At 57.6% G+C, this 15,208-nt stretch carries 11 protein-coding genes and 1 tRNA gene; 8 read left to right on the forward strand and 4 right to left on the reverse strand.

What is annotated here, in order from left to right:
• Positions 1–6 precede the first annotated feature (6 nt).
• The 4 genes from kdpA to BS626_RS11105 form a co-directional block, all read right to left on the reverse strand.
• On the reverse strand, positions 7–1,686 hold the full coding sequence (gene kdpA, locus BS626_RS11090; protein ID WP_075182468.1) for a potassium-transporting ATPase subunit KdpA: 1,680 nt from the start codon (positions 1,684–1,686) through the stop codon (positions 7–9).
• A complete protein-coding gene (gene kdpF, locus BS626_RS18125; protein WP_139308822.1) occupies positions 1,686–1,775 on the reverse strand; it encodes a K(+)-transporting ATPase subunit F in 90 nt (29 codons plus the stop codon). The genes kdpA and kdpF overlap by 1 nt, the downstream gene beginning before the upstream one ends.
• A gap of 105 nt (positions 1,776–1,880) precedes the next feature.
• A complete protein-coding gene (locus BS626_RS11100; protein WP_075182602.1) occupies positions 1,881–2,513 on the reverse strand; it encodes a hypothetical protein in 633 nt (210 codons plus the stop codon).
• Between the two features lie 630 nt (positions 2,514–3,143).
• Positions 3,144–3,734, reverse strand: a complete 591-nt coding sequence (locus tag BS626_RS11105) for an HD domain-containing protein (protein WP_075182469.1) — start codon at positions 3,732–3,734, stop codon at positions 3,144–3,146.
• A gap of 59 nt (positions 3,735–3,793) precedes the next feature.
• Here BS626_RS11105 and BS626_RS11110 point away from each other — a divergent pair, with 59 nt between their 5' ends.
• The 8 genes from BS626_RS11110 (at position 3,794) to dppC (ending at position 15,206) form a co-directional block, all read left to right on the forward strand.
• Positions 3,794–4,252 carry a MarR family winged helix-turn-helix transcriptional regulator gene (locus tag BS626_RS11110; RefSeq protein ID WP_075182470.1) on the forward strand — a complete coding sequence of 153 codons (459 nt, stop codon included), beginning with the start codon at positions 3,794–3,796 and terminating at the stop codon, positions 4,250–4,252.
• Positions 4,253–4,336: 84 nt separating this feature from the next.
• Positions 4,337–4,768, forward strand: a complete 432-nt coding sequence (locus BS626_RS11115; protein WP_075182471.1) for an organic hydroperoxide resistance protein — start codon at positions 4,337–4,339, stop codon at positions 4,766–4,768.
• Between the two features lie 171 nt (positions 4,769–4,939).
• Positions 4,940–6,607 carry a kdo(2)-lipid A phosphoethanolamine 7''-transferase gene (eptB, locus tag BS626_RS11120; protein WP_075182472.1) on the forward strand — a complete coding sequence of 556 codons (1,668 nt, stop codon included), beginning with the start codon at positions 4,940–4,942 and terminating at the stop codon, positions 6,605–6,607.
• 116 nt (positions 6,608–6,723) lie between these two features.
• Positions 6,724–6,800: transfer RNA gene (locus BS626_RS11125), tRNA-Pro, on the forward strand.
• Positions 6,801–7,797: 997 nt separating this feature from the next.
• A complete protein-coding gene (locus BS626_RS11130; RefSeq protein WP_075182473.1) occupies positions 7,798–10,893 on the forward strand; it encodes an autotransporter serine protease in 3,096 nt (1,031 codons plus the stop codon).
• A 609-nt stretch (positions 10,894–11,502) separates the two neighbouring features.
• Positions 11,503–13,113, forward strand: coding sequence for a dipeptide ABC transporter periplasmic-binding protein DppA (dppA, locus tag BS626_RS11135; RefSeq protein WP_075182474.1), 1,611 nt, complete (start codon positions 11,503–11,505; stop codon positions 13,111–13,113).
• Positions 13,114–13,274: 161 nt separating this feature from the next.
• The gene (dppB, locus tag BS626_RS11140; protein WP_075182475.1) at positions 13,275–14,294 is read left to right on the forward strand and encodes a dipeptide ABC transporter permease DppB; all 1,020 of its coding nucleotides are present in this window, start codon (positions 13,275–13,277) and stop codon (positions 14,292–14,294) included.
• 9 nt (positions 14,295–14,303) lie between these two features.
• Positions 14,304–15,206 (forward strand): dipeptide ABC transporter permease DppC, encoded by a 903-nt coding sequence (gene dppC, locus BS626_RS11145; RefSeq protein WP_075182476.1) that lies wholly within the window; start codon positions 14,304–14,306, stop codon positions 15,204–15,206.
• The last annotated feature ends 2 nt before the right edge of the window (positions 15,207–15,208 follow it).

Consider the following 15,208-nt stretch of genomic DNA (forward strand, 5'->3'; position numbering starts at 1 on the left):
CGGCGATTAACGTGAAATAAGCTGCAGGTGTTCTGCGACCGGCCCAATAGCCAGCGCAGGGATGAAGGTCAGCGCCCCCACCAGGATCACCGTACCCACCAGCAGGCTGACAAACAGCGCCCCGTGGGTCGGCAGGGTACCGTTACCTACCGGCTGAATTTTCTTCGCCGCCAGCGAGCCGGCAATGGCCAGCACCGGAATGATGATGCCAAAGCGACCAGTCAGCATGCAGAAGGCCAGCAGCAGGTTCCAGAACGGGGAGTTAGCGCTCAGGCCGGCGAAGGCGCTGCCATTGTTATTGGCGGCGGACGACACGGCGTACAGCACTTCACTAAATCCGTGTGCGCCGGGATTCGCCATGGCGCCGCGACCGGCATCGGTCATCATCGCCAGCGCGGCGCCCAGCAACACCAGCGACGGGGTGATCAGAATGGCGATGGCGGTCAGCTTCATTTCGCGCACTTCAATTTTTTTACCCAGATATTCAGGCGTACGGCCGATCATCAGACCGGCGATGAAGACCGCCAGCAGGACAAACAGCAGCATGCCGTACAGGCCCGCGCCGACGCCGCCAAACACTACCTCGCCCAGCTGCATCAGCCACATTGGGATCATGCCGCCCAGCGCGGTAAAGGAGTCATGCATGGCGTTGACTGCACCGCAGGACGCGGCGGTAGTGATCACCGCAAACAGGCTGGAGTTGAGGATGCCAAAGCGTGATTCTTTGCCTTCCATGTTGATGGCGCTGTCGGCCCCCAGCGTTAGAAAGTGCGGATTGCCGCGAAATTCGGCCCACATTACCACCGCGACGGCGGCGATAAACATCAGTGACATCGCCCACAGCAGCATATGTCCCTGGCGGTTATCCCGCGCGCTGTGGCCAAAGGCAAAGCACAGCGCTGATGGAATAAGGAAAATCGACAGCATCTGTACGAAATTGCTCAGACTGGTGGGGTTTTCAAACGGATGGGCTGAGTTAGCATTAAAGAAGCCGCCGCCGTTGGTGCCGAGCATCTTAATGGCCTCCTGCGAGGCCACCGGACCCATTGCGAGGGTTTGTTTGCCGCCCTCAAGGGTGGTCAGCGTCAGATAACCGTCCAGGTTCTGAATTACCCCCTGACTGAGATTAAACAGCGCCAGCAACAGACCGATCGGCAGCAGAACCCACAGGGTAATGCGGGTTAGGTCGCGCCAGGCGTTGCCCAGCTGCTGCGTTTCACGGCGGGTAAAACCGCGAATCAGTGCGAAAGCCACGGCGATACCGGTTGCAGCCGAGAAGAAGTTCTGCCCGGTCAGGCCGACCATCTGGCTAAAGTAACTCATGGTGCTTTCACCAGAGTAGGCCTGCCAGTTGGTATTGGTGACGAAGCTGATGGCGGTATTCAGCGCTAAATCCCAGCTCAGGCCGGGCAGATGCTGAGGATTCAGCGGCAACGCACCCTGCGCCAGCAGCAGCGTAAACAGCAGAACGAATCCCAGCGCATTAAACAGCAAAATGGCCAGCAGATAGTGCTGCCAACCCATCTCTCCCTTGCCCGTGCCGCACAGCCGCCACAGCGCTTTCTCAACGGACGCCAGCAGCGGGCGATCGTCAATAAAATGCGCCAGCAGGCGGCCCAGCGGGTGGGCCAGCAGCAGCAGCACCACCAAAAAGGTGGCAATCAGTAAAAACGCGGCGCTGGTCATCAGAACTCCTCCGCGTTCAGCAGGGCGTACACCAGGTAGCCCAACAGTAAAAACACCAGCACAATGCCGGCGATCAGGGTTGCGCTCACAACCACCTCCATCCAGTAACATGATGTAAATAGTGTGAGCGGGAGGCCGTAAAGATGGTGTTAATTTCGCAGGAAGGAGTGTAAAAAAAATATAAAAATAGCCGGTTAATCAGCAAGCTGCGCTTGTTTATTATCCTGCTTAACCGCATACGTCCAGTGCAACGTGGCCAGCATACACAGGCTGTAGCCGAGCAGTTCACACCCCTCTTCGGCCATATTTTTCACCGTGCGGATAAAGTGCTCCCCCAGCATTTGCTGCCAGAGGGCACCCATACCGTACAGGCGGGAAAAAACCAGCACGGTCAGCAGGCCGGCCGCCATCATTCCCCAACAGGGATGGCGTAAAAAATCTGCCAGAGCGTGAACGGCCCGATGCGGAGCGCGGGCGGCGCCGGCAATACACACCAGGCTCGCCAGCAGGGCAAACCAGAACCAGGCGCCGTGTCGAAGGGTATCAAACAGAAAATCCAGTTCGCGGATCAGCATGCACAAAAACAGACCGCCGAGAAGCAGCCCCAGTTCGCGTCGTGCGGGGTACCGGCGGGCATCGTTAAACCACAGCAGCACAATCACCAGTAGCAGCAGTTCCTGTGTGATTTCGGTAAGTGAATACTCACTTATTGTGTCTCGCATCCAGCGGACATCGAGAAAAATGACGCCCGCCATCGCGGCGATAAACAGGGCGCTCAGGCCCCATACGCTCACTTTTCTGGCAATCAGCAGTAAATCCTTTTCCATAATCTTCTCCCTGAGCACGCGGTAAATTATACCCGGCGCTGAGACGGCGCGACGTAGGCGCTTAATGCGCTGGAAAAATAGCGGATAACTGTGCGTAAGTTGACGCTTACTCTCTGAATTTATGCTTTTTTTTGACGTTTTTTGCGCAAATTTTTTTGCCAGGCAGGTCAAACGCCGGGGGGGAAAAAATGCGCTTTTACCGCGGTGGCGCGGGTCAAACTGCCCCGATTTCAGAGAAAAGATGTGACGCAGCGGCACGGGCATCACGCTAACGGCTGCCCACGGTTGGCGAGCGGCGAAGCCGGTTGGGTGCGGTAGTCGCCCTTGCCTTCGCGCTGAGGGCGCGACGGGTTGAATGAAGTGAGTGTACACTATCAATATACTACAGGCTGTCAGGTATATATCCATATTATGGCACACCACGGTCGGGCAGGCTTCGGCAGCGCCAACGAGACGCTGCTCAGATCGACGTCGGCGGGCGCGGGGCATGGCAGACGGAACCGGCCACGGCTGGCCCGCATCATCCCCGGCCGCTGCGGATGACCGCCGTTCGCTGCCGGCGGACAATTGGTTTGTAAGTACTAGCTTAATTTTTAAGGCATGGCGAGCCGGCACCGTTCGCGGCGATAACTATCTCCCGCGGTAGCGCGCTTCCAGCGCCTCAAACCAGGCCGCCGGTACCCGCCAGGGCTTTTCCTGTAGCTGGGCTATCCCGCCCTCTATCACCTGCTGTGCCTGACGCAACAGCGTGGGGTCACCGGCGCTGAGCAGCTGAACCTGAAGGCGTTTTTCCATCAGATAAACGCGGGCAAAATCCGGATCGACACGCACGATATTTCTCGTGTTATCAATGATATCAGCCAATTTGATGGTCTGCGCCGGCGGTGAGGCCTGTGCCGTGTGCTGAAAGTGTGCCAGCTTACGGGCCATGCGGTTTTTAGCCTGCGGCTGCGGCACATCGGTCAGCATCTCCACCAGGGCCGCGACCTCTTTACCAAACTGCGCGCGAAGGTCTTGGAGGGTGGTCGCGGTGTCTTCCACCGTATCATGCAGCCAGGCGGCGAGGAGCATCGCCTCGCTGTGAGGCACGCTACGCACCAGTTCCACTACCGCCGCGGGGTGAACGATATAGGGTTCATCGCTGTATTTGCGGCGCTGACCGGCCTCCGCGTGGGCGTGCGTGGCAAAACGGCGCGCCTGTTCTTCCCTCGACTGCATCATTAACCCCTGCGGAATAAAGTCGTTTGCAATTATATAGTGGACTATCTATATTGATCGGTATGACTACACATCAAGATGACAAAAAAGCGCAGGCAGCGCCACTGATGCTCGAACAGCAGCTCTGTTTTGCCCTGTACTCGACTAATCTGGCACTGCATAAACTGTATCGTCAACTGCTGGCACCGCTGAACCTGACCTATCCGCAATACCTGGTGATGCTGGTGTTGTGGCAGCAGGACGACGTGACCGTCTCCGCCATTGGCGAGCAGCTGTTTCTTGATTCGGCCACGCTGACACCGCTGCTAAAACGCCTGGAAAGCGCGGGGCTTATCCAGCGTCAGCGCTCCCGCCGCGATGAGCGCCAGGTCGCGGTGACCCTTACCGATCGCGGTGTGGCCCTGCGTGAGCGGGCGGTCACCATTCCGGAAGCGGTGCGCTGTGCGACCGCCTGTGACGTGGATGAGCTGCTGTCGTTGAAAGCCGGACTGGAAAAACTGCGCGGCACGCTGCAACAGTAACCGAGCCACTCCGGTCCCGACGGATGTGCTCAATTAAGTAGTGCACGATATGATCGTGAGCAATGATAATCTCAGGAGAAAAGAATGAGTTTAGACAACGTGGTTTATACGGCGCATGCAAAAGCCACCGGCGGACGTGATGGCCGTGCGGTCTCTTCAGACGGCGTGCTGGACGTGAAGCTGGGCGTTCCAAAAGAGATGGGCGGCATGGGGGGAGAGTTCACCAATCCGGAGCAGTTGTTCGCCGCCGGCTATGCCGCCTGCTTTCTGGGTGCCATGAAATTTGTCGCCGGCCGCGATAAAGTCGCCCTGCCGAAAGAGGCGTTTGTTGAAGGAGATGTCGGTATTGGTCCGATTCCCAATGGGTTTGGCATTGAGGTGCAGCTGCACGTTCATCTTGAGGGCATGGACGAGCAGCAGGCGAAACAGCTGGTAGAAGCGGCGCACATTGTCTGCCCTTACTCCAACGCCACTCGCAACAATATCGACGTCAATTTCAACATCATTACCGCCTGACAGCAGGGGGCGTCAGCCCCCTCTGAGCTGTTATACGCCACTAAAAGTGCCAGATGATTCCTTTTTTCTGAACATTTAGGCCTAATCTTGCTATCCTGGCGAACTCTGACCGGTTCTGGCAGTCAGAAAACCGACACAACCGTCCGTACTTACGCCGGGAATACAGGCTTAATGAATTTTTTAAAAATCTTTTCGCAACAAAAACTCTCGTTATTGCTCGCGATTTACATTGGAATATTTCTCAATCTTCCCATTTTCTACCGCCGATTTGATCCTTTCCTGATTAGATTTGACGCCATGCAGTGGCTCTCTGCGCTGGCAGAAGTGGTCGCGGTAGTCTTGCTGTGCTTTTTCCTGCTGCGGCTGCTGTCGCTGACCGGAAGATGGGGCTTTCGCCTGACCGCCACGCTACTGATTGTTATCTCTGTGGCGGCCAGCTACTACATGACCTTCTTCAACGTGGTGATCGGCTACGGTATTGTCGCTTCGGTGATGACCACCGACATTGATTTATCCAAAGAGGTTGTGGGGCTCCACTTTATCATCTGGATGGTGCTGGTCAGCGCGCTGCCGCTGTTCGCACTCTGGCGCAGTCCCCTGCGGATGGGCCTGCTGGAGCAACTAAAGACGCCGGGGCAGCGATTAGTGCCTCTGTTGACGCTGGGGCTGGCGGTGGCGCTGGTATGGTTACCGATTCGCTACTTTGATCAGCGCCAGTCGGCGCATGAAAAACAGACCAATGTCGATCTGCCGAGCTACGGCGGAGTGGTGGCCCACTCCTACCTGCCGTCAAACTGGCTGTCGGCGCTCGGACTGTTTGCTTATACCCGCTACGATGAAAGTATGGACGGCGAGAACCTGCTCGATCCGGCCAAAGCCTTCAGTTGGGAGACTCCGCCCGGACTGGAGGACACCTATGTGGTGTTTGTGATCGGTGAAACCACCCGCTGGGATCATATGGGTATTCTCGGCTATGAGCGTAACACCACGCCGCGTCTGTCGCAGGAGAAAAACCTGGTGGCGTTCCGCGGCGAATCCTGTGACACCTCAACCAAGCTGTCGCTGCGCTGCATGTTCGTACGCGAAGGCGGTACCAAAGACAATCCGGGTCGGACGCTGAAGGAGCAGAACGTCTTTGCGGTGCTGAAATCGCTGGGCTTCAGCTCAGAGCTGTTCGCTATGCAAAGCGAGGTATGGTTCTACAATAACGCCGATGCGGACAACTATGAGTTCCGTGAGCAGATTGGATCAGAAAAGCGTAATCAGGGGAAATCGGTCGACGATATGCTACTGGTGCCGGAGCTGAAGGACTCGGTGGACCAGCATCCGCGGGGTAAACACTTGGTTATTCTGCACACCAAAGGCTCACACTACCTCTATTCTCAGCGCTATCCGCGCGAGTTTGCGCGCTATCAGCCGGAATGTATGGGGGTGGATGACGCCTGCAGTAAAGCGCAGTTGATCAACGCCTATGACAACTCGGTGCTGTATGTCGATCACATGCTGGGCAGCGTGTTCGATACGCTGCGCGATAAGAAAGCCATCGTGTTTTACGCTGCCGACCACGGCGAGTCGATTGACGAAAATATGCATCTGCACGGCACCCCGCGCGACGTCGCGCCGCCGGAGCAGTTCCGGGTGCCGATGGTGGTTTGGGCCTCTGACCGCTGGCTGGCGGATCCGACGCATCAGGCGGCGTTTGCCCGGCTGAAAGCGCAGCAGGCAGCAGGCAAAACGCACCGCCACGTGGAGCTGTTTGATACCATCATGGGTTGTCTGGGCTACACCTCGCCTAATGGGGGCATCAATCCCAAAAATAACTGGTGTCAAAAACCCTGACCGGCGGTGGCAGAGCGGGGAAAAGGCAGCGATCTGGCTGCTTTTCAGGCAATCAGCCGCCGCGGGGCAAAAAGGCATTGACGCTAAAAAACGGGCGCAGTAACATTCGCCCCCATCGGTGAGTGGCGCAGCCTGGTAGCGCACTTCGTTCGGGACGAAGGGGTCGGAGGTTCGAATCCTCTCTCACCGACCAAATTCGAAAACCTGCTTATAACAAGCAGGTTTTTTTTCGTCCAGAGTTAATAAAAATGCAGATCCCGAAGGGGGATAGCGCCGGGCGAAGCGAGACAGCGTTGCGTCGCCGCGGCCCACAGGGCATCGGCATCCCGTCTTAGCCACCACAGCCGACCAGATTCGCCAACCTGCCCGCTAACAGCCGGTTGCTTCGCCCGGAGTGAATGCAGATCCCGAAGGGGGATAGCGCCGGGCGAAGCGAGACAGCGTTGCGCCGTCGCGGCCCACAGGGCATCGGTATCCCGTCTTAGCTACCTCAACCGACCAGATTCGCCAACCTGCTCGCTAATAGCCGATTTTTTTCGCCCGGCGTTTACAACGATGAACGTTTTCGGGAGGACAACCGGGTGAAGTGAGGTACGTGAAGCCGGTGTATCAATCCTCGCTGCAATCGCTGCCGCGGAGCATGGCCCCTGTGCAGTACCTGCCGACTTTCCGAACGCCGTAGTAGCAAATGGTTGACGAAAGTCATGGGATTGTTCGGTAAATTATCCAGTCTTACTGATGGAAAAAACTCATTATTCTTATTTTTCCTGCATGTATTAAGTAAAATGTTAAAGATTTATCCCACCCTATTTATACACTTTATGGACTGTCATTTCCTGCCTGCTTCCGATGGTGCTGGCGAATCATCTGATAGATTTTTTTTTGTTCGGGTGGCAGACTTGTGCTGGCTGTCAATAATGTCTGATCATATTAAGTGTTGGCCGTATGTTAGCTGATAATTGACCCTTTTACCTCCAGTGATCATTTAATTCCTGCCTAGAGCAGGGGGTATTTCCTTTTTACCGTTTTAAATGAAAAATGCATGCGTGCTGTTTTGATAAGCAACAGCATCTGGCGCCTTTGGAGGATGGCGATCGTTTCAACAGTCTACATACGGCGTTAGCTGAGCGCTCTGAAGGATGACAAATCCATTTTGCGAACGCGTCATTTACTCTTTTAAGGAGAAATATATGAATAATGCGTCGTTGAATAAAGCTCGGGCGTTCAGCACTGCCCGATGGGCTATGGCGTTGAGTGCGGCAATGATGACAGCTCTGATTGCCAGGGCCGAACCGCCGACGGGGCAAGGTCATTCTGGCGATGCCGCCAGCTGGCGCGGAAATGAGTTTGATAAAAACTGGGGACTATCAGCCATACATGCAGATAGCGCTTACGCTGCAGGTTATACCGGGCGGGGACAGATTATTGGTATTTTGGATTATCCCGTTGCGCCACACCCAGAGTTTGCCGGGCCCAATAAGCTGCATCAGCTTATCACTCAAGGTTACAGAGCGATCGGCGATAAGTACCGGCCGAATATTAATGCGGGCGATCCATTCTATTTTGATGGTACGCTGCATTTTTACGATAATAATGGTTTGCTGGGGGATCATGGTGTCCATGTTGCGGGTATTGCGGCGGCTAATCGTGATGGTGTGGGAACGCACGGTGTGGCTTTTGACGCTCAAATCATGAGTGCCGACAATGATAATGACGGTCCCGGTCACGGAGAGTTTTTGGCGTTGGATGGTGCCGTTACCCAGGCCGCATGGCAGGCGTTGGTTAACAGTGGCACGCGCATAATAAACAATAGCTGGGGCATCAGTATTGCCGATGAGCTTTCGCGTAATGGTTCAAAGTGGAATCTGCCGCATTTTACGCTGAAAGAGGCGCAACAGCAGTATGATCAGATTAAACCCCTGTTGGGCTCGCTGGATGGTGCGGGCTTTCAGGGGGCGCTGGACGCTGCCCGACAGGGTATCCTGATGATCTTCGCGGCGGGTAATGACGCCAATTTTAATCATCCCGACGCAATGTCAGGTTTGGCTTATTTTACCCCCGATGTGGTACCACGCTGGCTGACCGTAGCCAACGTACGGCGATTGGTTAATCGCGAAGCGTCAAAAAGTTACGCAATCAGTCTCGGTTCATCCCGCTGTGGATATGCAGCCAGCTTTTGCGTCTCGGCGCCGGGAACGGGTATTTACAACGCGACAGTGATAGGGACAGAACCCAAGCAGCTTCAGACAGGATATGTTTTAAAATCAGGAACATCCATGGCAGCCCCGCACGTAGCCGGTGCGGCTGCGCTACTGATGCAGCGCTTTCCCTACCTGGATGTGGCACACATTGCGGATATTCTGAAAACCACTGCCGTCGACCTCGGCGATCCCGGTATCGATCCACTCTATGGTTGGGGAATGATCGATCTTGATAAAGCGATGCGCGGTCCAGGCATGTTTATTACCGAGGACGATATTCCCGCCGCGCTTCGCGTCCCCGATCCCAGCCAAACTGCTTATGGCTCCGGCCAGTTTATCGCCGATATTCCCGGCGCCGGAGCTGTATTGGACGCGGGTACTCGCTACGCCCGGCGCTGCGACGATATTCACTGTCAACAGGAGGTGTATAGCAATGATATCGGTGGCCACGGCGGCCTGAGTAAACGCGGCGCCGGTACCCTGCTTCTGACCGGAAACAACACCTGGCGCGGCATCACCCAGGTGCTCGACGGGCTGCTGGTTGTCGACGGCAGCGTGGCTTCGGCGGTGACCGTGAAGCGGCGCGGTATTGTTGGCGGCAGCGGGCGCGTGGGGTCGCTGGACGCCGCCGCCGGGGGGACGGTGGCTCCTGGCCATTCCGTGGGTACCCTGAGGGTCAACGGTGACGTGAATTTTCAACCCGGATCGCGATTGGCCGTGGAGGTGGCGGCGGACGGCCGCAGCGATCGGCTTGAGAGTGACGGTGCGGCGAATCTCGACGGTGGCGAGGTCGCGGTGCTGGCGGAGAGCGGTGGCAATTTGCTGTCGCAGCGTGAAGTATACAGCCTGCGCGGTGAGCGCTATACCCTGCTGCGCGCGCGCCGGGGCATCAGCGGGCAGTTTGAGCGGGTTACGCCAAACTACTTGTTCCTCGGCGCCGCGCTGGGCTATCAGCCGGAGACGGTGACGCTGCGGATAGGACGTAACGACACCGCGTTTGTCAGTGTGGCACAAACGCCTAACCAGCAGGCGGTGGCGCAGGCGGCGGACGGACTGCCCGCGGGACACCCGGTCTACGAAAGCCTGCTGCTCAGCGAGTCAGCGCAGGCCGCGCAGCAGGCGTTCAGCCAGCTGTCCGGCCAGCTCCACGCGGACATGGCCTCGGCGCTGCTGAACGACGGACGCCACCTGCGCGACGCGCTGAATGGCCGCCTGCGTCAGGTGGCGGGCCTGGTAGATTCACCGGAGCGGCGCAGCGATGAGGGCGGGGCCTGGGGACAGCTGCTGGGAACGTGGGGACACGGTGATGGCGCGGACGGAGAAGAAGGATACCGCAGCTCGACGCGCGGCGTGGTACTCGGCTGGGACGCAGCGCTGAAGAGTGGGGCATGGCTGGGCGTCAGCACCGGCTTTACGCGGACCGGTCTGCACGGCCTCGCGGGGGCGCAGGCGGACAGCCATAACGTGCAGCTCGCAGCGTACGGCGGCGTACGGTCAGGGGCGCTGGGGCTGCGCGCCGGCGTCAGCCATGCGTGGCACCGGATAGAGACGTCGCGGACGGTAAGCTACGGTGCGCAGCGCGACCGTGAGACGTCGAAATATAACGCGGGAAGCACGCAGGCGTTTGCGGAGGCGGGCTACGCGCTGGAGGACGAGTGGGCGACGCTTGAGCCGTTTATCAACCTGTCGGCGGCAACACTGGCGCTGGGCGGCATGAAGGAGGCGGGCGGCGCGGCGGCGCTGGGCGCGGATCGGCAGCATCTGAGCGCGGCGGCCTCGACGCTGGGGGTGCGGGCAGACCGCCGCTGGTTGCTGGGGCGTCATAGCACGTTGGGCTCCCGGCTGGAGCTGGGATGGCAGCGCTCGCTGGGCGCGCGGGAGCGTGAGGTCGGGCTGTATTTCACTGACGTCCGGCAGGCGTTTGCGGTGGGCAGCGCGCGCGCGTCGCGCGACGGGCTGGTGGTCAAGGCGGATGTAGCGCTGAACGTGGACGCACGAACGACGCTGTCGCTCGGCTACGGCGGACTGCTATCGGCCAGTCACCGGGACAATAGCGTGTACGCCGGATTTAACTGGGCGTTCTGAGAAGCTGGCATCGGAGGCGGCGAACACGCGGCGGCCTCCGCTGCACAGCCGGCAAGCCTGTGCGGGAGACGCGGCGGGTCGGCTTAATTCGCGCAACGTTTTCTTATGATGGCGCACTCTTTTTTGCACGTTACTTATGCGTTTTTATCAGAATATTTTGCTAAATGAGCACGATATAACGAAATATATTGTTCGAAGCTTCACCGTTCACAACAAAATAGCAAAAGTTTTTTGTCGGAGAAAATGGTCATACTGGCGTCATAAACCAGGCACTTACGCTGGGCTGTACGTATGAAGCAGTGTTAAACACTGTTTAAACCCGCTTCGGGTTTTTTTAAAATTTGCTTGCGGTTTCTCACACTCTGCGCAAATACCTGCGCGCCATATTGACGTTCCCCGTGTCTGTTGACAAATTGATGCCTGAGTGTGCGGGATGAAGTGGTTTTATCTGAAAAATTCCACGGTCTCAGACGAAAGCAACTGTCTTCTTCCCGCCACGCGCCTTCGGGCAATCGCGCACAGAGGCCACCCATAATAAACCGGCCCGCGCACTCCGCCTGCCACCGCAGCGGATATACGCACAACAACACATCACGATGGAGTAACCGCATGACAACTTCCCTGGCCAAATCCGGGATGCTGAAGGTTGGCCTGAGCGCGATCGCGCTGCTGATCGCCACCAGCGTACAGGCAAAAACCCTGGTTTACTGCTCTGAAGGATCTCCGGAAGGATTTAATCCTCAATTATTTACCTCGGGCACCACATACGACGCCAGCTCGCGCCAGCTGTATAACCGCCTGGTGGAATTTACCGTTGGCACCACCGAACTGCACCCTGCGCTGGCCGAAAAATGGGACATTAGCGACGACGGTAAGGTCTACACCTTCCATCTGCGCAACGATGTGAAGTGGCACAGCACCAAAGACTTCAAGCCGACCCGCAACTTTAACGCCGACGATGTGGTCTTCACCTTCGAACGTCAGCTGGATAAAAATAACAAGTACCACAATGTTTCTGGCGGCACGTACGAGTATTTCGAAGGCATGGATATGCCGAACCTGATCAGCAAAGTAGAAAAAGTGGACGATCACACCGTGCGCTTTACGCTGACGCGCCCGGAAGCACCCTTCCTGGCCGATTTGGGGATGGATTTCGCCTCGATTCTGTCGAAGGAGTATGCGGATAATATGCTGAAGGCCGGTACGCCGGAGAAAGTGGATCTGAATCCGGTCGGTACCGGACCTTTCCAGCTGCTGCAGTATCAAAAAGATTCCCGTATCCTGTACAAGGCCAATCCTGACTACTGGGGTGAGAAGCCGAAGATCGATCGTCTGGTCTTCTCTATCACGCCGGATGCTTCAGTGCGCTATGCCAAGCTGCAAAAGGGGGAGTGTCAGGTGATGCCCTACCCGAATCCGGCTGACATCGCGCGCATGAAGCAGGATAAAAATATCAACCTGTACGAGCAGGCCGGCCTGAACGTCGGTTATCTCTCCTATAACGTGGAGAAGAAACCGCTGGATAATCTGAAAGTCCGCCAGGCGCTGACCTATGCGGTCAACAAGCAGGCGATCATTGATGCGGTGTATCAGGGCGCCGGTCAGCCGGCGAAAAATCTGATCCCACCGACCATGTGGGGCTACAACGACGCGGTGAAGGACTACACCTACGACCCGGAGAAAGCCAAAGCGCTGCTGAAAGAAGCGGGCATGGCGGACGGCTTCAGCATCGACCTCTGGGCGATGCCGGTGCAGCGTCCATACAACCCGAACGCACGCCGCATGGCGGAAATGATTCAGTCTGACTGGGCGAAGATTGGCGTAAAAGCCAAAATCGTTACCTATGAGTGGGGCGAGTACCTGAAGCGTGCCAAAGCCGGTGAGCATCAGACGGTGATGATGGGCTGGACCGGTGACAACGGTGACCCGGACAACTTCCTCGCCACCCTGTTCAGCTGCGCGGCGGCCAAAGATGGCTCGAACTATTCACGCTGGTGCGATAAGGCGTTTGAAGATCAGATCCAGCCTGCCCGCGCTACCGCCGACCAGGCGAAGCGCATTGAGTACTACAAGCAGGCCCAGATGGTGATGCACGATCAGGTGCCGGCGCTGATGATCGCCCACTCAACGGTGTATGAGCCGGTGAGCAAGAAGGTGAAAAACTATAAAGTGGATCCGTTGGGCGGTCACTACTTCGCGCAGGTTGATATCGACGAGTAACAACCCACGCTATCCGGGGCAGGTCTCTGTCCCGGATTTTCCCTGTTTTACTGGATGCAAAAAAGCGCAGTAACCTGTGCTGTCGTCGGGCTGGCCCGACAATCAGTGAGCAATAATAAATCCTGCGGTTACGGCGGCAGGATAATGAGAGAGTCCGGAATATGCTGCAGTTCATACTCCGACGTCTGGGACTTGTGATCCCGACGTTTATCGGTATTACCCTTTTAACCTTCGCGTTTGTACATATGATCCCGGGTGACCCGGTGCTGATTATGGCCGGGGAACGCGGTATTTCACCCGAGCGTCACGCGCAGCTAATGGCGGCGATGGGCCTCGACCAGCCGCTGTGGAAACAGTATCTGACCTACATCAACGGCGTCCTGCATGGCGATCTCGGCATGTCGCTGAAAAGCCGCACGCCGGTGTGGGACGAATTCGTTCCGCGCTTTAAAGCCACGCTGGAGCTGGGCATCTGCGCGATGCTGTTTGCCGTCGCGGTCGGGATCCCGGTGGGGGTGCTGGCGGCGGTAAAGCGCGGCTCCGTCTTTGACCATACTGCTGTTGGTATCTCCCTGACCGGCTACTCTATGCCGATTTTCTGGTGGGGTATCATGCTGATCATGCTGGTATCGGTCCACTGGAACCTGACGCCCGTCTCCGGCAGGCTGGGCGACGCGGTGTTCCTTGACGATAGTAAGCCGCTGACCGGATTCGTACTGATCGATACCCTGATCTGGGGCGAACCCGGCGACTTCAAAGATGCGGTGATGCATATGATCCTGCCGGCGATTGTGCTCGGCACCATTCCGCTGGCGGTGATTGTCCGCATGACCCGCTCCTCAATGCTGGAAGTGCTGGGCGAGGATTATATTCGCACCGCGCGCGCCAAAGGCCTGAGCCGGATGCGGGTGATCGTGGTCCATGCGCTGCGCAATGCCATGCTGCCGGTGGTTACCGTTATCGGCTTACAGGTGGGAACCCTGCTGGCCGGTGCCATTCTGACCGAAACCATTTTCTCGTGGCCTGGCGTCGGTCGCTGGCTGATCGAAGCGCTGCAGCGGCGAGACTATCCGGTGGTGCAGGGTGGGGTGCTGATGGTTGCCATCCTGATTATTCTGGTTAACCTGCTGGTTGACCTGCTGTACGGCGTGGTTAACCCGCGCATTCGTCACAAGAAATAAGGGGCCAGCATGTCACAGCTCAACTCTGGCAGCACCGTTGCTGCACCGAAGCCGATGACCCCGTTACAGGAGTTCTGGCACTATTTCAAACGTAACAAAGGCGCGGTAATTGGCCTCATCTACGTCGTGGCGATGATTCTGATCGCCGTTTTCGCCAACGTGCTGGCGCCGCACCTGCCGGCCGAACAGTTCCGCGACGCGCTGCTGCGGCCACCGGTCTGGCAGGAAGGCGGCAGCTGGCAATTTATCCTCGGCACCGATGATGTGGGACGCGACGTGCTGTCGCGTTTGATGTACGGCGCACGGCTGTCGCTGTTGGTCGGCTGCCTGGTGGTGGTACTGTCGCTGGTTCTCGGGGTCATCTTCGGCCTGCTGGCCGGCTACCTCGGTGGCGCGGTGGATGCCACCATTATGCGTCTGGTCGATATCATGCTGGCGCTGCCGAGCCTGCTGCTGGCACTGGTGCTGGTGGCCATTTTTGGCCCGTCGATTGTGAATGCCTCGCTGGCGCTGACCTTCGTGGCGCTGCCGCACTATATCCGCCTGACCCGCGCGGCGGTACTGGTGGAAGTCAATCGCGACTACGTTACCGCCTCCAGCGTGGCGGGTGCGGGTACCCTGCGCCAGATGTTCGTCAATATTCTGCCTAACTGTCTTGCACCGCTCATTGTGCAGGCGTCGCTGGGCTTCTCCAACGCGATCCTCGATATGGCCGCGCTGGGCTTTCTCGGAATGGGGGCGCAGCCGCCGACGCCGGAGTGGGGCACCATGCTCTCCGACGTCCTGCAGTATGCGCAAAGTGCCTGGTGGGTGGTTACCTTCCCCGGTGTGATAATCCTGCTCACCGTGCTGGCCTTTAACCTGATGGGCGACGGCTTACGCGACGCGCTCGATCCGAAACTGAAGCAGTAAGA

The sequence above is a fragment of the Pantoea sp. 1.19 genome (genome assembly GCF_001922585.1).
Taxonomy (GTDB): domain Bacteria; phylum Pseudomonadota; class Gammaproteobacteria; order Enterobacterales; family Enterobacteriaceae; genus 1-19.

Coding starts and splice junctions, on each gene's coding strand:
- kdpA (WP_075182468.1), bottom strand. CDS start 1,686: ATGACCAGCGCCGCGTTTTTACTGATTGCCACCTTTTTGGTGGTGCTG.
- BS626_RS11100 (WP_075182602.1), bottom strand. CDS start 2,513: ATGGAAAAGGATTTACTGCTGATTGCCAGAAAAGTGAGCGTATGGGGC.
- BS626_RS11105 (WP_075182469.1), bottom strand. CDS start 3,734: ATGATGCAGTCGAGGGAAGAACAGGCGCGCCGTTTTGCCACGCACGCC.
- BS626_RS11110 (WP_075182470.1), top strand. CDS start 3,794: ATGACTACACATCAAGATGACAAAAAAGCGCAGGCAGCGCCACTGATG.
- BS626_RS11115 (WP_075182471.1), top strand. CDS start 4,337: ATGAGTTTAGACAACGTGGTTTATACGGCGCATGCAAAAGCCACCGGC.
- eptB (WP_075182472.1), top strand. CDS start 4,940: ATGAATTTTTTAAAAATCTTTTCGCAACAAAAACTCTCGTTATTGCTC.
- BS626_RS11130 (WP_075182473.1), top strand. CDS start 7,798: ATGAATAATGCGTCGTTGAATAAAGCTCGGGCGTTCAGCACTGCCCGA.
- dppA (WP_075182474.1), top strand. CDS start 11,503: ATGACAACTTCCCTGGCCAAATCCGGGATGCTGAAGGTTGGCCTGAGC.
- dppB (WP_075182475.1), top strand. CDS start 13,275: ATGCTGCAGTTCATACTCCGACGTCTGGGACTTGTGATCCCGACGTTT.
- dppC (WP_075182476.1), top strand. CDS start 14,304: ATGTCACAGCTCAACTCTGGCAGCACCGTTGCTGCACCGAAGCCGATG.